The sequence below is a fragment of the Klebsiella sp. CN_Kp104 genome (assembly GCF_040064515.1).
Taxonomy (GTDB): domain Bacteria; phylum Pseudomonadota; class Gammaproteobacteria; order Enterobacterales; family Enterobacteriaceae; genus Klebsiella; species Klebsiella aerogenes.
Genome location: NZ_JBEAII010000002.1, coordinates 87,066 through 111,447, shown reverse-complemented (window position 1 = coordinate 111,447; position 24,382 = coordinate 87,066). Strand labels below are relative to the sequence as shown.

Annotated in this window: 21 protein-coding genes and 2 pseudogenes; 6 read left to right on the top strand and 17 right to left on the bottom strand. The window is 58.0% G+C overall.

Going from position 1 to position 24,382, the window contains the following annotated elements:
* Positions 1-18 precede the first annotated feature (18 nt).
* Positions 19-708 carry a YafY family protein gene (locus tag ABLU80_RS02490; RefSeq protein WP_047058175.1) on the top strand — a complete coding sequence of 230 codons (690 nt, stop codon included), beginning with the start codon at positions 19-21 and terminating at the stop codon, positions 706-708.
* 70 nt (positions 709-778) lie between these two features.
* Entirely contained in the window at positions 779-1,525 is a 747-nt protein-coding gene (locus ABLU80_RS02485; RefSeq protein ID WP_045366967.1) for an SDR family NAD(P)-dependent oxidoreductase, read from the top strand.
* A gap of 105 nt (positions 1,526-1,630) precedes the next feature.
* Here the strand turns inward: ABLU80_RS02485 and ABLU80_RS02480 are convergent, their stop codons facing one another.
* Both ABLU80_RS02480 and ABLU80_RS02475 read right to left on the bottom strand, forming a co-directional pair.
* Positions 1,631-2,122, bottom strand: a complete 492-nt coding sequence (locus tag ABLU80_RS02480; protein ID WP_032707834.1) for a DUF523 domain-containing protein — start codon at positions 2,120-2,122, stop codon at positions 1,631-1,633.
* 55 nt (positions 2,123-2,177) lie between these two features.
* The gene (locus ABLU80_RS02475) at positions 2,178-3,341 is read right to left on the bottom strand and encodes a M20 aminoacylase family protein (RefSeq protein ID WP_348849662.1); all 1,164 of its coding nucleotides are present in this window, start codon (positions 3,339-3,341) and stop codon (positions 2,178-2,180) included.
* Between the two features lie 257 nt (positions 3,342-3,598).
* On the opposite strand from ABLU80_RS02475, the gene ABLU80_RS02470 reads away from it, so the two are divergent.
* Positions 3,599-4,798, top strand: a complete 1,200-nt coding sequence (locus ABLU80_RS02470; protein WP_026612337.1) for an MFS transporter — start codon at positions 3,599-3,601, stop codon at positions 4,796-4,798.
* Between the two features lie 54 nt (positions 4,799-4,852).
* On the opposite strand, the gene ABLU80_RS02465 is transcribed toward ABLU80_RS02470, so the two are convergent.
* From ABLU80_RS02465 to ABLU80_RS02430, 8 genes and pseudogenes are all read right to left on the bottom strand, one after another.
* Positions 4,853-5,575, bottom strand: a complete 723-nt coding sequence (locus tag ABLU80_RS02465) for an amino acid ABC transporter ATP-binding protein (RefSeq protein ID WP_032715551.1) — start codon at positions 5,573-5,575, stop codon at positions 4,853-4,855.
* On the bottom strand, positions 5,562-6,326 hold the full coding sequence (locus tag ABLU80_RS02460; protein WP_020079062.1) for an amino acid ABC transporter permease: 765 nt from the start codon (positions 6,324-6,326) through the stop codon (positions 5,562-5,564). The genes ABLU80_RS02465 and ABLU80_RS02460 overlap by 14 nt, the downstream gene beginning before the upstream one ends.
* Positions 6,327-6,388: 62 nt before the next feature.
* Complete coding sequence (locus ABLU80_RS02455) at positions 6,389-7,156, bottom strand: basic amino acid ABC transporter substrate-binding protein (protein ID WP_015366984.1); 768 nt, start codon at positions 7,154-7,156, stop codon at positions 6,389-6,391.
* A gap of 95 nt (positions 7,157-7,251) precedes the next feature.
* Positions 7,252-8,151: a MurR/RpiR family transcriptional regulator gene (locus tag ABLU80_RS02450; RefSeq protein WP_015705156.1), complete on the bottom strand. Its 900-nt coding sequence runs from the start codon at positions 8,149-8,151 to the stop codon at positions 7,252-7,254.
* Positions 8,148-9,100 (bottom strand): annotated as a pseudogene (locus ABLU80_RS02445) (iron-siderophore ABC transporter substrate-binding protein). The gene ABLU80_RS02450 and the pseudogene ABLU80_RS02445 overlap by 4 nt, the downstream one beginning before the upstream one ends.
* A gap of 11 nt (positions 9,101-9,111) precedes the next feature.
* Positions 9,112-10,164, bottom strand: coding sequence for an iron ABC transporter permease (locus tag ABLU80_RS02440; protein WP_045366961.1), 1,053 nt, complete (start codon positions 10,162-10,164; stop codon positions 9,112-9,114).
* The gene (locus ABLU80_RS02435) at positions 10,161-11,186 is read right to left on the bottom strand and encodes an iron ABC transporter permease (RefSeq protein WP_348849661.1); all 1,026 of its coding nucleotides are present in this window, start codon (positions 11,184-11,186) and stop codon (positions 10,161-10,163) included. Before ABLU80_RS02435 ends, ABLU80_RS02440 begins: the two co-directional genes overlap by 4 nt.
* On the bottom strand, positions 11,183-12,004 hold the full coding sequence (locus ABLU80_RS02430) for an ABC transporter ATP-binding protein (protein ID WP_015705152.1): 822 nt from the start codon (positions 12,002-12,004) through the stop codon (positions 11,183-11,185). The genes ABLU80_RS02435 and ABLU80_RS02430 overlap by 4 nt, the downstream gene beginning before the upstream one ends.
* 504 nt (positions 12,005-12,508) lie before the next feature.
* On the opposite strand from ABLU80_RS02430, the gene ABLU80_RS02425 reads away from it, so the two are divergent.
* Positions 12,509-14,581: a TonB-dependent siderophore receptor gene (locus tag ABLU80_RS02425; protein WP_154105504.1), complete on the top strand. Its 2,073-nt coding sequence runs from the start codon at positions 12,509-12,511 to the stop codon at positions 14,579-14,581.
* Positions 14,582-15,026: 445 nt separating this feature from the next.
* On the opposite strand, the gene ABLU80_RS02420 is transcribed toward ABLU80_RS02425, so the two are convergent.
* The 7 genes and pseudogenes from ABLU80_RS02420 to ABLU80_RS02390 form a co-directional block, all read right to left on the bottom strand.
* On the bottom strand, positions 15,027-15,803 hold the full coding sequence (locus ABLU80_RS02420) for an ATP-binding cassette domain-containing protein (protein WP_045412709.1): 777 nt from the start codon (positions 15,801-15,803) through the stop codon (positions 15,027-15,029).
* The gene (locus tag ABLU80_RS02415) at positions 15,797-16,792 is read right to left on the bottom strand and encodes an ABC transporter permease subunit (protein WP_042893957.1); all 996 of its coding nucleotides are present in this window, start codon (positions 16,790-16,792) and stop codon (positions 15,797-15,799) included. Before ABLU80_RS02415 ends, ABLU80_RS02420 begins: the two co-directional genes overlap by 7 nt.
* Positions 16,773-17,810, bottom strand: a complete 1,038-nt coding sequence (locus tag ABLU80_RS02410; RefSeq protein ID WP_032705695.1) for an ABC transporter substrate-binding protein — start codon at positions 17,808-17,810, stop codon at positions 16,773-16,775. The genes ABLU80_RS02415 and ABLU80_RS02410 overlap by 20 nt, the downstream gene beginning before the upstream one ends.
* Positions 17,807-18,781, bottom strand: a complete 975-nt coding sequence (locus ABLU80_RS02405; RefSeq protein WP_015366990.1) for an ABC transporter substrate-binding protein — start codon at positions 18,779-18,781, stop codon at positions 17,807-17,809. Before ABLU80_RS02405 ends, ABLU80_RS02410 begins: the two co-directional genes overlap by 4 nt.
* A 5-nt stretch (positions 18,782-18,786) precedes the next feature.
* The gene (locus ABLU80_RS02400) at positions 18,787-19,881 is read right to left on the bottom strand and encodes an acyl-CoA dehydrogenase family protein (RefSeq protein WP_348849816.1); all 1,095 of its coding nucleotides are present in this window, start codon (positions 19,879-19,881) and stop codon (positions 18,787-18,789) included.
* 85 nt (positions 19,882-19,966) lie between these two features.
* Positions 19,967-21,020 (bottom strand): annotated as a pseudogene (locus tag ABLU80_RS02395) (LLM class flavin-dependent oxidoreductase); the annotation flags it as partial.
* Positions 21,021-21,164: 144 nt separating this feature from the next.
* Entirely contained in the window at positions 21,165-22,058 is an 894-nt protein-coding gene (locus ABLU80_RS02390; protein WP_020079075.1) for a LysR family transcriptional regulator, read from the bottom strand.
* Between the two features lie 107 nt (positions 22,059-22,165).
* Between ABLU80_RS02390 and ABLU80_RS02385 the strand changes: the two genes are divergently transcribed.
* Both ABLU80_RS02385 and ABLU80_RS02380 read left to right on the top strand, forming a co-directional pair.
* Positions 22,166-22,771 (top strand): cysteine dioxygenase, encoded by a 606-nt coding sequence (locus ABLU80_RS02385; protein WP_047079737.1) that lies wholly within the window; start codon positions 22,166-22,168, stop codon positions 22,769-22,771.
* Positions 22,764-24,344, top strand: a complete 1,581-nt coding sequence (locus ABLU80_RS02380; protein ID WP_348849660.1) for a rhodanese homology domain-containing protein — start codon at positions 22,764-22,766, stop codon at positions 24,342-24,344. Before ABLU80_RS02385 ends, ABLU80_RS02380 begins: the two co-directional genes overlap by 8 nt.
* The last annotated feature ends 38 nt before the right edge of the window (positions 24,345-24,382 follow it).

Genomic DNA, 24,382 nt, shown 5'->3' with positions numbered 1-24,382 from the left:
TCAGGATGGACTTATCAAATGACCAGAACAGAGAGGCTTCTCGAGTTACTACAGATATTAAGGGCGCAAAGATATCCCATCACGGCATCCACGCTCTCAGAAAGATTAGGGATAAGCGTACGCTCACTTTACAGGGATATAAAAACGCTGCAGCATCAAGGGGTGCGCATTGAAGGTGGGGCAGGAATGGGTTATATCGTTAAGTCTGACTTTCATTTGCCACCCTTAAATTTTTCTCATGAAGAAATCAATGCTATTACCCTTGGGCTAAATTGGGTATCTCATAACACAGATGATGATTTCAAAAATACAGCAAGGAATGCGCTTGCTAAAATACACGCCGTCATTCCCGACGAATTAAAAAGCCTTATCGAAAGCCAATCCTATTTGATCGGCCCTTCAGAAAGTAATGAGGTCTTTTTCAAAGACATTCGCGATGCTATTAAAAAGCAAAAGAGAGTCCAAATAAAATATTGTGACAAGAAAGGCGCTTACTCTTCTCGTGTTATATGGCCCATCGGATTGGCATATATGCAGTCATGTTGGCTTTTGGTCGCATGGTGTGAGATGAGAAATGATTTTCGTCATTTTAGAACTGACAAAATTGCAGAGATGGCACAACTGGACTCTATATACAGGGAAAGCCGGATGGCTTTATTGAAAAAATGGAGAATAAAAGAAGGGATCGCCGAGGAGAAAGAGTACTGACAAAAACTGTCACAGCTATTTTGTATACTCCCTCAGATGAAAAACTCAATTCTACATCATAGGGGGAAAGATGAATTTGCAGAATAAAGTTGCTGTCATCACAGGAAGCACCACAGGGATAGGTGAGGCAGTCGCAGAGCAATTACACCAACATGGTGCTAAGGTCGTTATTGTCTCCCGCTCGCCAGAGCAGGCCATCCAAAAAGCGAAACAATTATCTTCACAGGGGCAACAAGCGCTGGGGATCGGATGCGATGTGTCGCAACCTGAACAAGTAGAGAAAATGATTGCTCAAGTGATCAAACATTTCGGCAGACTTGATTATGCTGTAAATAATGCGGGCATAACAGGTGAGCATGGTAAAAATATAACAGAACAGACGGTTGAAAACTGGGATAAAGTTATTGCCACTTCATTGAGCGGCGTTTTTTACTGCCTAAAATACGAAATACCTGCAATGATGAAGTTTGGCGGCTCTATCGTTAATTTATCTGCAGTCAATGGTCTGGTTGGCATTCCAGGATTAGCGCCCTACACCGTGGCTAAACACGGTATCATCGGTTTGACCCAAACCGCAGCATTAGAGTTTGCAACGCAAGGCATTCGAATCAATGCCGTCGCTCCGGGCTACGTCCAAACGCCACGAATGAGTGAATTCCCTGACAATATCGTACGTAGTTTCGCCAATAGCCACCCAATGAAGAGGATGGCAAAAATGCAAGAAATAGCAGACTTCATACTGTTTTTGCTGTCAGAAAATGCGGCGTTCTGCACCGGCGGCGTTTATCCCATCGATGGTGGTTATTTAGCTGAGTGAAACTCCCCCCAGTACTTTTAAACTGCAAGAGTTTCATAAAGCTTTAACGTCGGCTATGTCGAGGTGTGAACCTCATACAGTTCGACGTTAACCCTGGGGAACCGCTCATTCCCGTTCTTCTATCCAGCTCACAAGCTCCGCAAACTGAGCTTCTGAAAATACCGTGATGCCATGCTCACTGAGCAGTGACGCCGCCACTCCCATACCCGATTTACGCTGATTACTGAAAGAACCGTTATAGATAAACTGACTGCCGCACGTAGGACTACCATCAGTTAACAATGCGGCGGTACAACCTGCTTCTTGTGCTGCTCGCAGAGCCAGCCAGGCTGCCAGTTGATAATGCGGCGTAACATCCCTTCCCGTATTCTCAATTATTCTGGCTTGTCCACTCATTACGTCTCTCCCATCAGCCGACACGATCTCGGCAGGTGGTCGCGGAACAGGTAGCCCGGCAGCCAGCTCAGGGCAGTGGATTACCAGGCGCTGCTCCCGTTGCCAGCGAGCAAGTTGATGGGTCATCTGCGCTTTCTCTTTTCCGTTATAACGGACTTTAAGGCCCATCAGGCAGGCACTGACCAATATTTTATTTATCATTTCTTTGTTGGCCCCCGGAGACCGTTCACCCGCGCTTTCCGCGGCACACGAAAACTTAGCCCTGCCCGGCAGGCAGCAGTGATTCCACCAGCGCCGTCCACAGCGCCACGCCGGGCGCCAGTAGATCGTCGTTAAAATCGTAGCTGGCATTGTGTAGCGGCCTGGAGGGCGTGTCGCCGTCTGTGCCTATCCAGAAATAGGCGCCGGGACACACTTCCAGCATGCAGGCAAAATCCTCCGACGCCATGGAAGGATTGATCTGCCAGCGCACCGCGGCTTCGCCGAGCTCGGCCTGCGCCACCTCGCGCACCTTCAGCGCCTGTTGCGCATCATTTTTGGTCACCGGATAGCCCGGATACCACGCAATCTGACCGTCAACGTCGGAAACCTGCGGCTGCGTATGCACGTATTGCTCAATCAGGTTTTTTACCCGCTCGCGCACCGTATTGCTCAGGCAGCGAAAAGTCCCGCGCAACACCACGCGGTCCGGCAGCACGTTGATCGCCTCGCCGCCGTTGACCTGGGTAATGCTGACCACCGCGGAATCCTGCGGCGACAGGCGGCGCGACGGAATCGTCTGCAACGCCATAATCAGCTGGGCGGCGGCGACGATAGGGTCGGCGCCGCTTTCCGGCATCGCCGCATGGCAGCTTTTACCGGTGAGCGTTATCTCGAAGGCGTCAAGCGAGGCCATCATTGCCCCGGGATTCACCGCCACATGCCCCAGCGGTAAGCCTGGCCAGTTGTGCAACGCGTAAATGGCGTCCATCGGGAAGCGCTCGAACAACCCCTCTTCCACCATTTTGCGCGCGCCGCCGAGGTTCTCCTCCGCGGGCTGAAAGACAAAATGCACGGTGCCGCCAAAGTTGCGGGTCTGGGCAAGGTGCGCGGCGGCAGCCAACAGCATGGCGGTGTGGCCGTCATGACCGCAGGCATGCATCACGCCAGCACGACGCGAACGATATTCCACCGCCCCCTGTTCAGCGATAGGTAGCGCATCCATATCGGCACGCAGGCCAATCACCGGCCCCGGGCCGTTCTCAAGCGTCGCGACGACCCCGGTACCTGCCAGCCCGACATGTACCTGCAGGCCGAACGAAGCCAGTAGCCCAGCAACCCGACTCGAGGTCTCCTGCTCCTGGTACCCGAGCTCCGGATGAGCATGAAAATCGCGACGCCAGCCGATAGCTTCGGCAATCAGTGAAGACGATACCGCCATGTCCTGTTCCTTCCATTACTGAATGAGTGGTCCCCGTCCTGCTGCTTCCAGGCGGCACCCTTCGTTATATCCTTTCGCCCCCGCGGCTGACAACTTCAGCGATGATGATTTTTGTCTATTCACCAGCGGATCGTTTTATCGATATCAAAAATAGTAGCTATTTCAGCGGTGACTTCCGTCAGCTGATTAATTATCATGCAGACTGGTCGGCGTCTTGCCGGATTATCCACCTGCAACCTTCCGTTATCGGGAATACAATGTTTAACCCAGACCAGAATCGCCTGGCCCCCACGCTGGCGATGATCATGGCCGCTTCACTTGTGGGATTTATCACCGGCTATACGGTGCCATTAATCAGCCTTGAGCTGGCGCAGCAGCAAGTTGCTCCGCTTTATGTCGGCCTGCTGGCCGCGCTGCCGCCCGCTGGAATGATGCTCTCTTCTTTTCTTTCTCCCGCGCTGTGCCGTCGTTTTGAAATGGGCGCGTTGCTCAGCGTTAGCCTGATCCTGCTGGCGTTGGCGACCATCGCCTCCTGCATGACCACCGACATGACGCTGTTGCTGGTGCCGCGTCTGCTAACCGGACTCGCCTCCGGCGTCATTATCGTATTGGGGGAAAGCTGGATAACCGGCGGCGCGGCGGGCAGTAATCGCGCTACTCTCACCGGCATCTATGCCTCGGCCTTTACCGGCTGCCAGCTCGCCGGCCCGCTGCTTATCTCCGTCGGCCCCGCCTGGCAACACGCGGCGCTGATGGCCATTGTCGCCATTACCGCCGTTTGCCTGCTAATGCTGCGTCATCTGCCGCGCGGCAGTCGCGAAAGCCTTGCCGAGCGCGCCAGCTGGCGCAGCCTGGGGGCGTTTCTACCGGTGCTGGCCTCTGGGGTATTCTGCTTTGCCTTCTTCGACGCCAGTATTCTCGCGCTACTGCCGCTGTACGGCATCGATAAAGGTTTGAATGAAACGATGGCGGTACTGCTGGTCACCGTCGTCCTCACCGGCGACGCTATGTTCCAGGCGCCGCTGGGCTGGGTTGCCGACCGCTTCGGCATCCGTCGCGTGCATCTTATCTGCGCGGTTGTCTTTAGCCTGTCGCTACTGGCGCTGCCGTTTATGCTCGCCTCGCGCGTACAGCTGATGGCTATCTGCCTGCTGCTCGGTGCCGCGGCGGGCGCGCTTTACACCCTGTCGCTGGTGCGGGCGGGTAAAACCTTTAGCGGGCAAAAGTTAATCATGATTAACGCCCTGTTTGGCTTTTTCTGGTCAGCGGGTAGCGTGGCCGGGCCGATAGTCAGCGGCATGCTGATCGGCGTCTCCGGGTATGACGGCTTGATCATCACCCTGTTCGCCAGCGGCGTGCTATTCCTGCTGATCCAGTGTCTTAGCAAGAACGAAAAAACGCTGCTCGCCAATGAGCAGGAAGAGGACATGGAAGAGGCTACCGAGACCGCGCAATAGCGGAGGTTGTTGATAACGGGCAGGCGGGGATCCACCTGCCCGTTTTGCTTTTGGCTACAGCACCTTACTGAGGAAGGCGGCGGTGCGCGGATTGGTCGGCGCGCTAAAGATCTGCGCCGGTTTACCCTCTTCCTGAATCACCCCCTGATCGATGAAAATCACCCGGTCGGCCACTTCGCGGGCAAAGCCCATTTCGTGGGTCACGATCACCATCGTCATCCCTTCGCTGGCGAGATTTTTCATCACTTCCAGCACATCCCCTACCAGTTCCGGATCCAGCGCTGACGTGGGCTCATCAAACAGCATGATCGACGGCTTCATTGCCAGCGCGCGGGCAATCGCTACCCGCTGCTGCTGACCGCCGGAGAGGCTGGAAGGCCAGGCATCGCGCTTATCGCTGAGGCCCACCTTCGCCAGCAAGGCATCCGCCAGGTCGACCGCCTGCTGGCGCGGCATGTTGCGCAAATTCATCGGCGCCATCAGCAGGTTTTCCAGCACCGTCATATGCGGAAACAGGTTAAAGCGCTGGAACACCATGCCAACGCTTTCACGCATCTTGTTGAGGTCGGTCGTCCGGTCATGGGCGGCAAAGCCGTTGACCACCACTTCGCCTTCGCTCACGGTTTCCAGCGCATTCATACAGCGCAAAAAGGTGCTTTTGCCCGAGCCGGAGGGCCCGATAATGCACACCACTTCCTGCGGTTTAATATCGCAACTGATGCCGCGCAGCACGTGGCTATCGCCAAAGCGCTTATGTAAATTATTAATGTGAATCACTTTTGCCAAACCTCTTTTCCAGACGGTTAACCAGCTGCGCCAGCAGGAAGGTAATCACCCAATAGACCAGCGAGATCGTCAGGTAGGGCTCCCAGTAGGTGGCGTACGCGCCGGAGACGGTTCGCGCCGCGTAGGCCAGATCGGCAAGCCCGATCGCCGAGGCCAGCGATGAGTCTTTAACAATAGCGATAGCGTTGTTGCCAAGCGGCGGCAGAATGCGGCGAAATGCCTGCGGCAGGATCACTTTACGCATGGTTTTCCACCACGGCATACCCAGCGCGCGCGAAGCTTCCATCTGCCCTTTATCGATAGACTGGATCCCGGCGCGGAAAATCTCCGACACGTAGGCCCCGGCGTTAAGGGTAATCGCCACGATACAGGAGAGGAACGCGCCGTAGTTAGAACGCAGTTCGCGGGCGAAATCGGCGCTCATTATCCCGCTGGTGACCAGCAGGCCGTCGCGCGGGTTAATAAACAGCGGCACCAGCGCAAAGTGGACCACCATAATCTGCACAAACAGCGGCGTACCGCGGAAGGCGCTGACGTAGAAGCGCACCGGAAACTGCACCAGATAACGCAGAATATATTTCCATGGCCCGTGCTCGGCCTTCGCCATCCGCCCCAGTCCAAGCGTTAACCCCCACAACGTCCCGAGGATCACGCAGATAATGGTACATTTAATCGTCATCAAGGCGCCGTCCATAAACAGCGGGCCGTACTCCTCGATGATCTCCCAACGGAATCCCGTCATAGTCCTTCCCTAAAAAATACGGCCATCGCCTGAGCGACAGCCGCGGTCACTGAAAATTGGTGTTATTGCGCAGGCAGCGTCGGCACGTTGTCATCGAACCAGGTTTTATAGATTTTGGCGTAGGTGCCGTCGGCAACGATTTTCTGCAAACCGGCGTTGATTTTGCCCAGCAGTTCACTGTTACCTTTAGCGACGGCGATGCCGAAATACTGGCGCTCAAATTTAGCGTCAGGCACCAGCTTGAACTGCTTTTCCGGGTGCTGCTTGATGTAGTATTTAACCACCCCAACGTCGCCTACCGCAGCGCTGACGCCGTCTTCAAACAGCTCCTGCAGCATGAGTGGCGTATTGTCGAAGCGCTTAATGGAGGTGCTGTTTTTACCCAGTTCCTGCGAAACCACAATATCGCCAGTGCTGGAGTTCACCACGCCGACTTTTTCGTTTTTTAACGCCGCCAGCGAGTTCACTTTTGAACCTTGCGGCACCACAATCGACTGCTCGGCCGGGAAGTACGGCGCGGAGAAATCCACCATCTGTTTGCGTTTATCGGTGATGGTAATACCCGAGATGATAATATCGCGATCGCCGGTACCCAGAGTGGCGAAAATGCCCTCCCAGGGGGTGTTGACCAATTTGACGTCAAAACCTTCGGCCCTGGCGATCGCTTTAATGATATCGATATCAAAGCCTTCCAGCTGCTTTTGGCTATTTTCGAATTCAAAGGGACGGTAGGTGCCGCCAGAACCGACTGTATAGGTTTCCGCAGCCGCCTGTCCGGCTGCCGCCAGCGCGGCCATCATGAAACACGCTTTGAGCAAATTCTTGACCATGAGATGTCCTTTTTATGCATTTATTTTGCATAAAAATACACATACTTAGCATAGCATGCAACCGGAAAGCATCGGGATAGCGAATTATCTTTTGTTCAACCGCGTTGACCACCTGATTTGCCAATGGCTCGATGCAATTCATTGATTCGCTTCATTGATTTGACCGTCTTTTGCGGCGTAGTCGAGGCAACGGACAGCACGATCATTTCAAGGCAAATCAGCACCGTACCGTGCAGCGGCACTCGCCCGTTATCGCCGCCGCGCGGAACATCAATCACCACCTGTGCCAGTTGACTGAAGCGCGAATCCAGCGCCTGGGTGAGTAATATCGTCGGGATCCCCAGCCGCTGCGCCTCGCGCAACGTGGTCATGCCCTCCCGGTGCGGTGATTTTTGCCCCATCATAATCAGCACGTCGCCGCGCTGCAGGCTAATCAACTGCTCAGCAAGACTGAAGCCGGTACGGTTGAGGGTACAGGCAGGTAAGCCAATACGATTAAACAGACGCGCGGTGTACTCGGCGAGGATCCCCGACGCCCCGATGCCAAATATCGCCACCTGACGCGCATCGCCCAGCAGCGCCACCGCCTGGGCTACCGCCGCGCGATTATCCGCACGCGATAGCACCTCACAGGCGCGCTGATGCCCATCGAGCACAAAATCGATGCTGGAATTGACATCACAGGAGAGTGCCCCCACCGTCGAGCGCATCTTTTCCGACGAGGTCGCTGACGGCCCGAACCAGCGCGCCATGGTCTCTTTTAACTCGCGTAGCCCGGCAAAACCCAATGCCTGAATTGCCCTCACCACGGTGGCATCGGAGGTGTGAGTAGCGGTGGCGATCTCCATCGCCGTGCGTTCCAGTACCACCTCGCGATTATCATTGATGTAGTTTGCCACTTCGCGTAAACGGGGCGAAAGCTGATGCGCGCGGGCGCGAAAACGCTCGCCAAACAGATCGACTCTGCCCTTCTCTTTTTTCACTCCCGCTTTCATTTCGCCCCCGCCGGAATCGGCCGCCCGACGATGTGCGACTGCACCTGAGCAACCATCAGCGTCAATGCGGCGTACGAATTAGAAATAACCTCTTCGCGCGGCAACAAAATATAGCGGCCGGTGCGGCAGGCGCGCATAAAGTCACACCAGCCGGGCATGACCGCCTCCATGGCCTTTAGCTCATCCTGCGGCTTACCGCCGGTGTCCGAACGCCAGGTCGCGAAGACAAAATCGGCATCCAGTTCCGGTAGCTGCTCGGCGCTGACGTCGATCCGCTGGCCATCGGGGATCTTGTCGATCAACGGCGGGAAACGGAACCCGGCGTCACGCAAAACTCGCCCCAGCGCGTGATAGGAGTGGTGTACCGTCACCTTGCCGTTATTCGCCTGAATCACCGACACGCGATACTGCTGCGGATCGACCGTGGCCTTTAGCTGTTTAATTTGTTCCTGATAACGACGTTCAAGCACCGCCAGCCGCGCCTGGCTGCCGGTGAGCTGCGCCAGTTTGCGGTAAATCCGCGGCGCGCTGCCTTGCAGGTGATCGATACTGACCGTCGGCGCGATTTTCGCCAGTTGCTCCACCGAGACATGGCGGCTGGGCTCGGTAATAATCAGATCCGGCTTCGCCGCGGCCACGGCTTCAAGGTCAATATCGGCGGTGCCAATAAAGCGGATCTCGCTATTGTCGAAATCGACGCCGGTCAACTGGGCGCTGGAACGTAGGTAGTGGCTGCCGTCCGGGCGCGTGCGGCCATGGCTGGCCACCGGCGGTACCCCAAGCTCAATTAGCGGGATGGTAATATCGAGATCGTGCATCGAAACGATACGCTGCGGATGCAGCGGTACGGTCACCGTACGACCTAAATCGTCGGTGAAGGTTTGCGAATCGGCAGCCGCGGCAGCGCCCGCGCACAGCACCAGCAGAGAAACGAACCAACGCATAACAATCCTTTTTGATTTACAGGGCGTCACGGCGACGCCAAAGCAGAGCAATAAAAAATGGGCACCCCACCAGAGCAATAACAATCCCCGCCGGGATCTGCAGCGGCGCAAACGCCAGCCGCCCCAGCGTATCGGTTGCCAGCACCAGCAACGCGCCAATCAGCGCGCTGCCGCAGAGTAGCGCCACCTGACCGCCGCGCAGGACGAAACGCGCCATATGCGGCGCCATCAGGCCGACAAAACCCAGACTGCCAACGCAGGAAACGCTGGCAGAGGTCAGCAGCACGGGGGCGAAGAAACGCAGTAGCGTGAGCTGCGGCAAACGCACGCCAAGACCGATGGCGGTACTGTCACCCAGCAGCGCCACATCCGCCGCGCGGGCGGTGCAGAACAGAATCAATGCGCCAGGCAGCGCCCAGCAAAACGCCACCGCCAGCAGCGGCCAGGTCGCCGCGTGCAGGCTACCGGAGAGCCAGATCATCGCCGTCTGTACATCGCGTACGTCGGCGGTGGTCATAAAAATGCCAACCGCCGCCGCCAGCGTCCATGACACGCCGATGCCGATCAGAATAAAGCGCGGACGTGAACAATCGCGCGCCAGCGCCAGCACCAACAGCGCCACCAATACGCCGCCGAGCATTCCCGCCAGCGGCCGCCACGCGAGCCCTACGGCCGGGAAAAACAGAATTAGCGCCAGTACCACAATGCAGGCTCCCTCTTTGACGCCAATAAGGCCGGGGTCCGCCAGGCCGTTACGGGTAATGCTCTGCATCGCCGCCCCCGCCAGGCCAAGCATGGCGCCGCACAGCAGCGCCATCAAAATTCGCGGCAGGCGAATGTCAAACAGGATAAAGCGTTGCTGCTCGCCAATCTGCTCCGGCGCCAGCAGCGCACGCGCCCATGTCGAAGACGGCAGCGGGAAGCTGCCGCGGCTGAGGCTGTAGAGCCCCAGCGTCAGCAAAATGAACAGGATGAAGGCGGCAATTTTTAATGCCGCCGGACGTAACAATAGGCGGGTTGAACCCATCGCCAGAGGCCGAAATCCGGCGCGATGAACGGCGCGTTTCATTTAAAAAACCTCGCGGCAATAAAGATAAACAGCGGCGCGCCCACCAGCGCGGTCATCGCGCCGGTCGCAAGTTCCTGCGGGGCGACGATCGTACGGGCAGCGATATCCGCCAGCACCAGCACCAGCGCCCCTACTGGCGCCGCCAGCGGTAACGCCAGACGAATATCTTGCGTTATCAGACGGCGCACCACGTGTGGCACCACCAGCCCGACGAACCCTATTGGTCCGGCGACCGCCACCGCCGCGCCGCACAGCAACGCAATAGCGGCCAGCCCCAGCAGCCGGGTCTGCACCAGATTCACCCCCAACCCCAGCGCCACTTTATCGCCCAGCGCCAGCACGTTCAGACGTGGCGCGAGAAGCAGCGCCAGTCCCATGCCAGAAAGCGCTGGCACCAGCGCCGCCTGTAGAGTAGCCCAGTTCAACCCGGCCAGATCGCCGGCAAGCCAGGTGCGCATCGCCAGCAGCGTTTGTTCGTCAAGAATTAATATCGCCGCCGTCACCGCCGAGGCAAACGCCGAGATCGCCACGCCGCATAGCGTAATGCGCAGCGGCGTCGCCCCGCCGCGCCCGGCAGAGGCCAGCGCCATTACCCCGCCGAAAAGTAGCGCCGCGCCACAGGCGGCGGTTAGCGGGCGAGCTGCCGGAAAATCGCCGACAGAGAGGCCCAGCGCCGAGGTCGCGACCACCGCCAACGAGGCCCCGGCGTTGAGCCCAAGGATATGCGGCTCGCCAAGCGGGTTGCGGATCACCGTCTGCAGCAGCACCCCGGCAACGCCAAGCGCCGCGCCGGTCAACAGCGCCGCTGCCAGCCGAACCAGACGTAAATCAACAATAATACGGTGATCGAAGTTCCGCGGGTCGTACTCGATCAGCGCCTGCAGGACCGTCTGCGGCGCGATCCAGCGGGCGCCTAAACCAAGATGAATCAGCGAACCGGCGATTAGCATCAGGGTTAATAGCAGCATGGCCAACCGCGGACGAGTACGACGCCGCGTGGCGTACAGCACGGGGGCGCTCATCGGGCAACGGCCTGGGGTGCGCGAAACGGCATAAAGAAAGGTTTGCCGGTTTGCGGATTGATTGACATCTGCACATCAACATCAAAGACGTTTTTAATCAGTTCGGGGCTGCAGATTTCCTGTTCTGAAATGGTCCCGGCTATTCGCCCCTTTTTGAGAAATACCAGCAGGTCGGCATAGTTCACCGCAAAGTTCAGGTCGTGAAGCACCGTCACTACCGTGCGGCCATGTTCGCGGGTCAGGCTTTGCAGAAGTTCAAGAATTTCGACCTGATAGCGCAGGTCGAGCCAGGTGGTCGGCTCATCCAGTAATATGGTTGTCGTCTGCTGGGCCAGCGCCATCGCTATCCAGCAGCGCTGACGTTGGCCGCCGGAAAGGCTATCGACCGCCAGATGGGCGAATTCGGCGGTGCCGGTTAATAGCAGCGCCTCTTCCACCGCCTGTTCATCGGCTGCAGACCACTGGCGCATCAGCCCCTGCCACGGGTAGCGCCCGCGCGATACCAGTTCAAACACCGTGAGCCCTTCCGGCGTCAGCGGCGATTGCGGCAGGATCCCCAGCTGGCGGGAAACCGTTTTGGTCGGCATGTCGTGGATGGCCTTTCCGTCCAGACGCACGCATCCGCCGAGCGGTTTTAGCATCCGGGCGATGGTCGATAACAGCGTTGATTTGCCTGAGCCGTTAGCCCCGGCAAGCACCGTCATTTTACCGCTGGGGATCGTCAGGTTAATGTCATCGACGATAAGCGTCTGGCCATATCCGGCCGACAGGGATTCCAGGACGATCCCCTTTTCTGCAGGGTTTACCCGCTGTGGCATAACTCGCTCCTGCGCCGCAGCGTTCCGGCATCAGCCCTCGACGTTCTGCAGTCAAATCAAAATAAATCTCATTCTCTTTTGATCATGAAGGGGATGAATGTAGTAGTCAATACTGTGCTTCATGTTGTTCTCGTTACGTTCAATACCCCGCAGAGACACAAATGAATTTTATGAATAGTATTTATAATCAATAAAATAAAAGCATCACACTCTCTACGACAGGCTGCGAAATCGCGCTTTTCTTCTGCGATGATTTTTTATCTTACATAACATTTACTACTACATTTCTTCGTGTTTGAATGATTCTCAATTACATATCTGAAGGCGCGTTCAGACGCTTAACAGATAGGTTTTATTTTCAGGGCAATGATTTTATTGGCTTTATCTGACCGCAAAGGCAGATTCGTTCACGAGAAACAGATAATGACTCAACCCCATGTCGCCTGCAGGACATTGCAAGGGCGCGCGCTTTTTTCGCTTCTTTTTTTAGCCTCACCGGGATTAATGGCCGCAGAAAATAACGCGGCAAAGAATACAAAGGATGTTGAGGACACTATTACCGTGGTGGCTGACGGCCGCCAGCAGAACGCCACCAGCGGTTATCAGCCGCTGAGTTCGTCCACGGCGACATTGACCTCAATGCCGCTGCTGGATATTCCGCAGGTGGTGAATACCGTCAGCGATCGGGTGCTGGAAGATCAGCACGCCACTTCGCTGGATGAAGCGTTGTATAACGTCGCCAACGTAGTGCAGACCAATACCCTCGGCGGTACCCAGGATGCCTTTACCCGCCGCGGCTTCGGCGCCAATCGCGACGGTTCTATCATGACCAACGGCCTGCGTACCGTTTTGCCGCGCAGCTTTAACGCCGCTACCGAGCGGGTTGAAGTCCTGAAAGGCCCGGCCTCGACGCTGTATGGGATTCTCGACCCCGGCGGGCTGATTAACGTTGTCACCAAACGCCCCGAGCGCCAGTTCTCTGGTTCGGTTTCCGCCACCTCCAGCAGTTTTGGCGGCGGCACGGGTAGCTTCGACGTGACCGGACCGATAGAAGGAACTCGTCTGGCCTATCGACTGATCGGCGAATATCAAAATGAAGATTACTGGCGTAATTTCGGCAAGAACAAAAGCAGCTTTATCGCCCCTTCCCTGAGCTGGTTTGGCGATAGCGCGACCATTACCGCTTCGTATTCACATCGCGATTACAGCGCCCCTTTTGACCGCGGCACCATTTTCGACCTCGATACCGGCCACGCGGTCAACGTCGATCGTAAAACCCGTTTCGATGAAGCCTTTAATATCACCGATGGTTATTCCGACATTGCCCAACTGAATGCCGAGTACCGTCTTAACAGCGCCTGGACCGCGCGCTTTGATTACAGTTACAGTCAGGATCACTACAACGATAACCAGGCCAGGGTAATGGCCTATGATTCTGCGACCGGCAACCTGACTCGCCGAGTCGACGGCACGCACGGCTCGACGCAAAAGATGCATTCCACCCGCGCCGATCTACAAGGCAATGTGGTCATCGGCGGCTTTTATAATGAACTGCTGACCGGCGTCGCCTATGAGAATTACGATCTGCTGCGTACCGATATGCTGCGTTGTAAGAACGTGAAAGGCTTTAATATTTATCATCCGGTTTACGGCACTCTCGATACCTGTAATACCGTTTCCGCTGCCGATAGCGATCAGCGCATCAAGCAGGAGAGCTATGCGACCTATCTGCAGGACGCCCTGTATCTGACCGACAACTGGATTGCCGTGGCCGGCGTACGCTACCAGTATTACACCCAGTACGCCGGTAAAGGCCGTCCGTTTAACGTCAATACCGATAGCCGCGATGAGAAATGGACGCCGAAGGCTGGGCTGGTTTACAAGGTAACGCCAAACGTGTCGCTGTTTGCTAACGTCGCCCAGTCGTTTATGCCGCAGTCGTCGATTGCCAGCTATATCGGCGAACTGCCGCCGGAAGAGTCCACCTCTTACGAAGTCGGCGCGAAATTCGACCTTTTAGAGGGTATTACCGCCAATATCGCGTTATTTGATATTCATAAACGTAACGTGCTGTATACCGAAAGTATCGGCGACGAGACGGTGGCGAAGACCGCGGGTAAGGTTCGCTCGCGCGGCGTTGAGGTGGATCTGGCGGGCTCGCTCACCGATAACCTCAGCGTCATCGCCAGCTACGGCTATACCGATGCCAAAGTGCTGGAAGATCCCGATTATGCCGGTAAACCGCTACCGAACGTGCCAAAACATACCGGTTCGCTGTTCCTGACCTATGACATTCATAACGTCTATAACAGCAACACCCTGACCGTTGGCGGCGGCGGCCACGCGGTCAGCAAACGTTCCGGCACCAACGGCGCGGATTATTATCTGCAGGGCTATGCGGTGGCCGACGTCTTCGCGGCCTATAAAATGAAGCTGCAGTATCCGGTAACGCTACAGGTGAATGTGAAGAACCTGTTCGATAAGACCTATTACACCTCGTCAATCGGCACCAATAATCTCGGCAACCAGATTGGCGATCCGCGTGAAGTGCAGTTTACGGTGAAAATGGATTTTTAAACCTTGCCCTGCCCCGGATAGCGGCGCGCTGCGCCTTATCCGGGCTACTTCGGTGCCAATAGCGACTGAAACTGCCGCCGTTGTTGGCCTCAAAATCGCTGAGACGTTCCCGGCAGGCCGGGGCAGCACGCAGGGATGCGTGCTGAGGGCCGTGTTTTGCAAGGACGCTGCCTCGGCCCGACCCGAAGCCTGCCGGGATAAGTCGAAGGTACCACGAAGTGGCGATTTTGGCGGCCAGAGCCCGGGGGTACAGGGGGCGGCGGCGATTGGCCGCCCCCTGTGCGCTCCCTGCGCCATGGGAGACATAACGCAGAAGACATTTCGGGAGCGCAATGTGCTCTGAATGAACACAAAACAACTGTTTTTCTCGGACCAAACAGTTGCAAACCAATAACAGTATCGACGGTCCGTGTCATTTGTAGCCCCGATTAGCCCCGCACCTGGCTTACCAATCCTCTTCCTGGCCGAGGATACGCAAAATATCCTGCCGATGCTGCAATAACAATGGATTGTCGCGATGGCGGGGAAACGCCAGAGGAAGCGTAAATTCAGCGATAATGCGCCCCGGCCGCGGCGACATCACCAGTACTCTCTCGCAAAGCAGCAACGCTTCTTCAATATCGTGAGTCACCAGCAGGCTGGTATAACCCTGCTGCTGCCACAGTGCAATCAGCTCGCGCTGCATGCTGATGCGGGTAAGCGAATCCAGCTTACCCAGCGGCTCATCAAGCAACAGTAAACGCGGTTCATTCAGCAACGCGCGCGCCAGCGCCGCACGCTGCGCCATCCCGCCGGAAAGCTGCCGCGGCCACGCCTCGCTGAACGCCTGCAGCCCGATGCGCGAAATCAGCGCGTCGGCCTTCGGCTCCAGCCCCTTTTTCCCCTGCGCTTGCGGCCCCAGCAGCACGTTCTGCCGCACCGTCAGCCACGGATAAAGCGTCGGGTCCTGGAAAACCAGGATCCGTTCCGGCCCCGGCCCGCCCATCGCCGCATCGTCAATCTCAATATGCCCGCTTTGCTGTGGCTCCAGCCCCGCCAGCAGGCGCAGCAGCGTCGATTTACCGCATCCTGAGGGGCCAAGCAGCGCGACACTCTCCCCTGGCCGCAGCTGCAGGCTGATATTGTCCAGCACCGGCACCGTCTGTTTGCCCAATGTAAAAGCATGATGAAGATGACGTACCGCCACCGCCGCACCGGTCGAAATTGTCTGGGCACTTACCATTGCATCCCTCCTCGCTGCCAGCTCAGCAGCCGATCGCGAATCATAAATAGCCCGCTAATCAGGCCGGAACATAACAACGCCATCACGAATAGCGCCGCGTACATATTCGGATAGGCCGCCCAGCCCTGCGCCCACTGCAGATAAAAACCGATCCCGGATTTGACGCCGACCATTTCGGCGACAATCAGCACCGAAAACGACGCGCCAAGCCCCATAAACAAGCCGACAAACACGTTCGGCAGCGCGGCGGGGATCGCCACGCGCAGGATCAGAAATCGCTGGCTGGCTCCCAGCGTTCGCGCCACGTCATACCACGCTTTATCGATACCGATGACCCCGGACCAGGTCAATACCGTGACCGGGAACCAGGTGCTGAGCGCAATCAAAAACACGCTGGCGCCGAAGCTGGAAGGAAAGATAAACAGGCATAGCGGCAGCAGCGCGGTGGAAGGTACCGGCCCCAGCAGGCGTAAAATTGGATGCACCCAATAGCCAATACGCTGAGACCAGCCAATCGCCAGCCCGCTGATAAACCCGCAACTGGTGCCAAGCAGCACTCCGAGCCCGAGCAGCCCCAGCGAATGCAGCAGGCTATCAAGCAGCCGCGGCCAGTCATCGTGCAGCACTTCAATCAGCGCCTGCGGCGGAGCGAAAAACGGCACCGGCAAAAACGCCGTCTTGGCCGTCAGCCCTTCCCATAGCGCGAAGAGCACCGGCAGCAGCGCCAGCCATTTTCCGCCACGCTGCAAACGCGCGCCCCGCTGGCGCCAGTAACGGTAACTCAGCGTCAGTAACAGCAGTCCGCCGCCGAGAGTGAACTGCGCCAGCGCCCACTCCTCGCTAAACGGCCAGCGCCGACCGGCATCGGGCCAGGCCTGCGTGAACAGGCCGCCCAGCAGCCATAGCGCGGCGGCAAGCCCGCCCTCCGTCCAGAGCAGAGCGCCGAGCCCCGGTCGGGCGAGCGCGCGGTCAGGCGAAAACGTTGACATAAATACTCTCCGCAAACTGATGAGGATCGGTTCCCGGTTTGATGACCTGTACCCGCTGCAGATCCACGGCATACTGCGTCAGCTCTTTAACAAAAGCCTCGCCCACCGCATGATGACCGTGCCCCTGGCCGTGAAGAATGCCGCTAACCTCCGCTTCGTTAGTATTTAGCGCATGGGCGAGAAAAGATTGCGCCACGCTTTCCGGATGCGCGGCGGCATAGCTGTGCGCTTCCAGAATCGCCTGGGTAAGCGCGGCCGCCGCCGGTTTATGATCGCGCGCAAGGGCACCGCTGACGCCCAGCACGCAGCAGCTGAGATTGGCATAATCGCCGGTCATATTGCTGGCGATTAGCTGATATTTCCCGGTTTCCAGCAGACGATAGCTAAAGGGCTCGCTGCCGCTAATGGCGGCGATTTCGCGTTTATCCAACGCCACGCTGAGCAGGTCTGCCGGATAGACTTTCCACTGCACATCGCTTATCGGATCGATGCCGTGGCGTTTCAGCAAGATGGCGAAGAAGTTTTTATCCGGCCCGGCCATATCGGTAACGCCAATGGTTTGCCCTTTCAGACTCTCCAGCGCGCCAAAAGGCGAGTTTTTGGCCGTCAGCAGATTCAGGCAACCGCCGTGCGTTCCGGCGGTAAGTTTGACGTCAAAGCCCTGCTCCAGCGCCTTCAGCCAGCGTAGCGCCATGCCTACCCCGGCGTCGGCCTTGCCGGTGGCAATCGCTTCCAGCAGGACATCCGTCGAGTTACCAAAGTTAACAAACTCAACGTCGAGGTTATATTTACTAAAAATCTTCTGCTGCTCAGCGACGGCGACCGGCGCCAGGCACACTGCGCTTTTGTTAATCGCCAGCTTGATTTTATAAGGCTGCGCCAGACGCAGCGCCGGATGTTCATCGCCGCTCGCCATCTCCGCCATATCGTGAGCCCATAGCGGCACAGACGCCCCGGCCAGCGCCAGGCCACCGGTAAACTGTAAGAAACGACGACGGGTAAAACGTGTGGTCATCATGGCGCCGCCTCCGCATGAACCGGCGTGACCGGCACGTTAAAGCCGTGATCAAATGTCGGCGTTACATCGAGCTTTGCGCGAATGAGGCCGTTGGCAAGATAAAAGTCCGCCGTCGACTGCTGCTGGGCGACCGTCGGCGCGTCCAGCCGTTGCCACTGCGACTGGCGGTTGGCAAACTGCGCGCGGGCGATATCCGCCGGGAAACGAATGATCTCCCCCAACGTTTTGCCATAGCTATCGAGATTGGCGTAAGCCCAACGCTCGGCGCCGGCCAGTCGGGTAAGATAATCCTGAAGCGCCGCGCGCTTTTGCGGATCCTTCAGCGCATTATCGGTGGCGGCCAGGAAGGTATTACCCGGCAGCAGCCCTTTGCCGCTCACCAGAATCTGCCCTTCAGCGGTTTTCACCAGCTGCGTGGTATAGGGCTCCCAGGTCGCCCAGGCATCTACCGAACCGTTAAGCAGCGCGACTTTTGCATCCACCGGGCCAAGGAATACCCACTGCACTTCCTTCGGCGAAACACCCGCCTGCTCCAGCGCTTTCAGCGCCACAAAATGGCCAATCGATCCTTTCCCGGTGGCAATGCGTTTACCTTTTAAATCCGCCGCGCTTTTTAACGCGCTGCCGGGAGGTACCAATACAGCGGTCCCCGCCGGGTTGCTCTTATCGACGGCAATCGCTTTTACCGGCGCGCCGTTCGCCAGCGCGAACAGCAGCGGCGCATCGCCGATAATCCCCACGTCAACCGCGCCAGCGTTGAGCGCTTCAGCCAGCGGCGCGGCGGCAGGAAACTCGGCCCATTTAATATCGTAAGCGAGGTTTTGCAAGGCGTTAGCGGCCTCCAGTTGTGACCGCATGCCGCCTTTTTGATCGGCAATTCTTAGTGTGATTCTTTCCTGAGCCGCAACATAGCTGCTCAGCGTCAATAGCATTAGCGCCCCGGCTATGCGGGTAAAATGGGGTATGCGCATCTGAATTATCCTTGTTGTTGAAAAGCGTGTTTACCCGCCGCCAGCCACGCGCAGTCGTTCTGCGGCGTATGTACCCGCCCGCACAGGACGTTGCGATAGTGGCGTTCCAGAGGATGTTGCCGACTTAAACCATGATTGCCGGTGAGTTCAAGCGCCAGGTTGACCGCCTGAATGGCGTTGTCGGTGACAGTGACTTTCGCCAGATTGGCCTCAATAGCGGAAAAGCCCAGCTTCGCGGCATTCTCCAGCAGCGCGCGGTTAACCAGCAGCAGCCCTTCGATCTGCCCCACTTTTTCCTGTACCCGCGGCAGGCTGGAAAGCGCTTGCCCAAGATTGCCGGGGACCCGCGCGCCGAGCCACGCGACAAGCCAGTCGCGCGCCGCACGGGCCACGCTATCGTAAATCGCCGCCAGTAGCGCCGTATGACGGTTGGCAAACAGACGAAATTGTTCGGCGTCCGGCGCGGGCGGCTCGTCGGCAGGCCAAACGTCTACCGCGTGCCCGGCGGACACCTGCACGTTTTTCAGCACCACCTCGTGACTGCCGGTGGCCCGCATGCCGAGGTGATCCCAGCTTTTCACCACGCTGATGCCCTCGCTGTCGGCAGGAACCAGCCAGCTACCGACCAGCGGCGGGTTGTCGTCGCTGCGCGCCCACAGCGCCAGCCAGCTCAATCCTTCGATACCGGTGGTATAAATTTTGTGGCCGTTAATCAGCCAGCCCCGGCTGTTACGGCTGGCTATCGTTTGCGGCAGGCCGCCGCGCGCCGGAGAGCCCAGATCCGGTTCGACGCGCAGGCTATTGATCAACCCGCCGTTTGTGAGCGCATCATCAAATACGCGCTGGCGTAGCGGCTCTGCCCAGTGCGTATTTTCCGCCAGCCGCAGATGATGCAGATACTGCATGCAGACAATCAGCGCGGTTGCCGGTTCGCCCCAGGCGATGGCGGCGATAGCCTGTTGCAGCTCGGCTAAACTGGCACCAGGTCCGCCGTACTGCTGCGGTACGGCAAGGCTTAAAAATCCGCGTCGGCGCAGAACGTCAATATTGCGATGGGGAAAATCGCCGCTGGCATCAAGGCTGGCCGCCTCCTCCGCCATCAGTTGGCGGATCTCGGCAAGCTGCCGCGGCCAATCTGCGATTCGGCGATGACTCACGATGCACGCTCCGCCACGGCGCGCAGCGCGGCTTTTTCGCGGGTAATCGGCAGCAGCGCTTTGCCATACTCCTGCGCATCGTTCAGCGGATCGAATCCGCGGATCAGGAAGTTACGTACGCCGAGGTCGTAGTAGTCGATCAGCGCATCGGCAACCTGCTCCGGCGTACCGACCAGCGCGGTGGAGTTGTGGCCGCCGCCCACCAGCTGCGCGATGCCGGTCCACAGGCGTTTATCCACCACCTTGCCCTGCGCCGCCGTAGCCCGCAGACGCTGCGCGCCAACGCTATCGGGCTTGGCTTTAAAGCCCCCTTCACTCTGCGCCGCCCGCTCGGTGGCGACATGCAGAATATGCTCGGCCTTCTCCCAGGCTTCCGCTTCGCTATCGGCGATAATCGGCCGGAACGATACGCTGAAACCGATCTCGCGCTGATGTTTTGCCGCTTCGGCACGTACCCGCTGGATAGTTTCCGCAGTCTGCGCCAGCGACTCCCCCCATAGCGCGAAGACGTTAGCGTGTTTACCGGCAACCGTAATTGCCGCCTCCGACGAGCCACCAAAATAGAGGGGAATATGCGGTTTCTGCAGCGGGCGAATGGCTGACCAGGCCTGTTGCGCCTGATAAAAATCATTATCGATGTCCACCGGCTGTTCGGCGGTCCAGACTTTGCGGATGGTATCGAGGAAGGCGTCGGTGCGCGCATAGCGCTGGTCGTGGTCGAGATAATCGCCGTCACGGCGCTGCTCGGCGTCATTGCCGCCGCTGATGATATGTACCGCCAGCCGGCCGCCGAGCAGATGTTCGAGGGTGGCAAATTTACGCGCGGCGAGAGTTGGCGAGACAAAACCGGGGCGGTGCGCCAGCAGGAAAGCTATCTTTTGTGTCGACAACCCCGCCAGCGCGGTCACCAAAAAGCCGTCGGGTTGATCGGACCAATGCCCCACCAGCAGACGGTCAAACCCCGCGGCTTCATGTGTTTGCGCGAAGCGCACAATATAATCACGGTCAAAAATCGGCCCTACCGGGGCGATGGTTTCTGACGACAGGCGGTGGCCGATCATGCCGAGAAACTGAATGCTCATACAGAACTCCTGGTAGCAAGGTAATGAATGGGCCGCGGCGGCGGCGCGTTTTCATTACCCTATACACAGGCACTTAATGATCGAAATGCATTTTTATCATAACTTAATATGCAGAATAAGCATTTAAAAATTTATAGATATTTTTCAGTCAGATGCGTTAAGTTGCTGCACAATTTTTCCGGCAAAAAAAGTCAGCGGCTGGCTCAGATTAGCCAGATTCTGCGCGTTTACCAGCCACAGATGCACTTGCGGCTGAAAATCCGCGAGCGCAAGCGTGGCCACTTCGTCGCGCCACGGGCTGGCGGCCAGCGCGGCGCGAGGCACCAGTCCAAGCCCCAGTCCCTGCGCCACCAGGCTGATTTGCAGCTGGGCGCCAGCGGTCTCGACGTTCAGCGCAAGCCGCAGCCCCTGCGATTGCAGTTCGCGGATTAGCCCGGCCCGCAGGCCGCAGCCGTCGGGATTCAGTACCCAGCCTCGCTGCGCACAGTCGCGCAGCGCCCCGGCGTGCAGTCGCCAGCTTTTCGCCGCGATGACCACGATATCCAGCGGACACAGCAGCCTTCCGCTGTAGCCGTCAGCAAAGCGCTGCTGTTGTGGTCCCATCGCCAACACGCCATCCAGTTCGACGCTCTCCAGCCGTTTTTGCAGCAGCCCGCTCCAGCCACAGGTCACCTGCGGCTCCAGGGCCGGGAACTGCTGGCGTAGCGCGCTCAGCGCCGGCTGGAGGGCGATTTCCGCCACGCTCTGCGGCACGCCGAGTCGCAGAACGCCCTGTGGTTCCGCCTCCGGGTCAAGCAGACCGTACAGCTTTTTGGTTTCCCGCTTAATGCTCAGGCACTGCTCATACACCCGATGTCCGGCGGCGGTGAGCGTCAGGGGCCGGGTCTGGCGCTCCAGCAGCGTCACATTGAGGGTTTGCTCCAGACGCTGAAGCCGACGGGTAATGGCCGATTGGGTAATGCCGAGATATTCCGCAGCCTGGTTAAGAGAGGAAAACTGCACGGTAGCCAGCAGGGCATCAATGTCATCGATACGCATATAATCCTTAATGTGATTTTTGCATATTAATATATGCGGAAATTGCATTTTAATTATATTAACGCCTTTGCTAGCGTAATGACCAGTCCCGACAACAGGAAACCACCATGACCGCACCGCGAGTGGAAAAATTACGCCAGTTCATTCAAGACCTTGATGCCCTGCATCGCCAGTTTACCGATGAGGCCACCCTGCTCGACGCCGTCGCCGTGCGCCTGGCTTCGCTTGTGCAAAAAGACGACTGGTTGCCGGAAGAGTACACCCTGCCGCATCCCCATCACTATCAGCAGTATTTGCTGCATGCCGATTCCGGCCAACGTTTTTCGATTGTCAGCTTCGTCTGGGGGCCGGGGCAATCGACGCCGATTCATGACCATCGGGTATGGGGAGCCATCGGTATGTTGCGCGGCGCGGAGGAGAACCAGCGCTACCGACTCGACGAACGCGGTTTGCCGATCGCCACTGGCCCTGCTGAACGGCTTTCACCCGGCAAGGTGGAAAAAGTCTCATCCCGCGATGGCGATATTCATCGGGTGAGTAATGCGCTCGCGGACCACGTTTCAATCAGTATTCACGTCTACGGCGCTAACATCGGCAGCGTCCGGCGTGCTGTTTATACCGCGGATGGGATCGCCAAACCTTTCGTCTCCGGTTACTCCAACCGTCACTTGCCCAATATCTGGGATCTCTCAAAGGATAATGAATATGCCTGACTACAATTATCGCCAGCCAGCCGAGGTACGCCAGGCGCTAATCGATGGCGCAGAAGTGGCGCTCATCGATGTTCGCGAAGAGGCCGTATTTGCCACTAACCATCCGCTGTTTGCCGCTAATTTGCCGCTCAGCAAGCTGGAGCTGGAGATTTTTCGCCGCGTGCCGCGCCTGACGACGCCGATTACCCTCTACGATAACGGCGAAGGTCTCGCGGAGCAGGCCTTTGAACGGCTGCAACGCTGGGGCTATCAGGATGTCGCGCTACTGGCAGGCGGACTGACGGGCTGGCAGCGTAGCGGCGGCGAGCTCTTTCAGGACGTTAACTCACCGAGCAAAGCGTTCGGCGAGCTGGTAGAGAGCGAGCGCCAGACGCCCTCGTTGAGCGCCGAGGAAGTGAAGGCGCTGATCGAGGGTCCCCAGCCGGTCGTGGTGGTCGACGCGCGTCGTTTCGATGAATATCAAACGATGAATATTCCCGGCAGCATCAGCGTGCCCGGCGGGGAGCTGGCGTTACGCATCGAAGGCCTGCTGCCGTCGGCGCAAACGACAGTGATCGTTAACTGCGCCGGCCGTACCCGCAGCATTATCGGCAGTCAATCGCTGCGCAATGCCGGCTTAGCCAATCCGGTATACGCACTGCGCAACGGTACCATCGGCTGGACCTTAGCCGGACTGGAACTTGAGCACGGCCAGCAGCGTCGCTACGACGCCGATTTCCGCGCCTCAGCGCAGCGCGTGGCTGCGGTGACGCAGTTGGCCGAGCGCGCTGGCGTGGCCTTCATTGATGCCCCGACTTTAGCCCGCTGGCAACAGCAGCCGAGCCGCACCACCTATCTGTTTGATGTTCGCAGCCCCGAGGAGTATGCCGCAGGCCATCTGCCGCACAGCGTGAATGCCCCCGGCGGCCAGCTGGTGCAGGAAACCGATCATTATGCCAGCGTACGCGGAGCGCGGATTGTGCTGGTCGCCGATGATGAGATACGCGCGCCGATAGCAGCGTCCTGGTTGGCGCAGATGGGCTGGGAAGTGGCGGTATTACGCGATGTCCGCGTGGAGCAATTGAGCGAACGCGGCGTTCCGCCCGCCAGCGTACCGCCGGCGCCGCAGGCTGAGGAGATAACCCCAGCGCAGTTAGCGGAACAATTGCGCGAACCCGGCACCGTGGTACTGGATTTCACCACCAGCGCTAACTATGTCGCACGGCATATCCCCGGCGCCTGGTGGCTGGCGCGTTCACAGCTGCGTCAGGCGCTTGAGCTCATCCCTCCCGCAAAACGTTACGTTGTCACCTGCGGCAGCAGTCTGCTGGCCCGCTATGCCGTACCTGAAGTCGCGGCATTGACCGGTAAGCCGGTACAACTGTTAAGCGGCGGGACGCTGGCGTGGATTGATGCCGGGCTGGCGTTGGAACAGGGCGAGACGCATCTGGCAACGCCGCGCGGCGATCGCTATCGACGGCCTTATGAAGGAACCGATAACTCCGCTGAGGCAATGCAGGCTTATCTCGACTGGGAGTATGGCCTGGTGGAACAGTTAGCGCGCGATGGTACCCACGGCTTTAAAGTGTTGTAAGTCACAAACCCGGTGGCGACACGGCCACCGGGAATAGC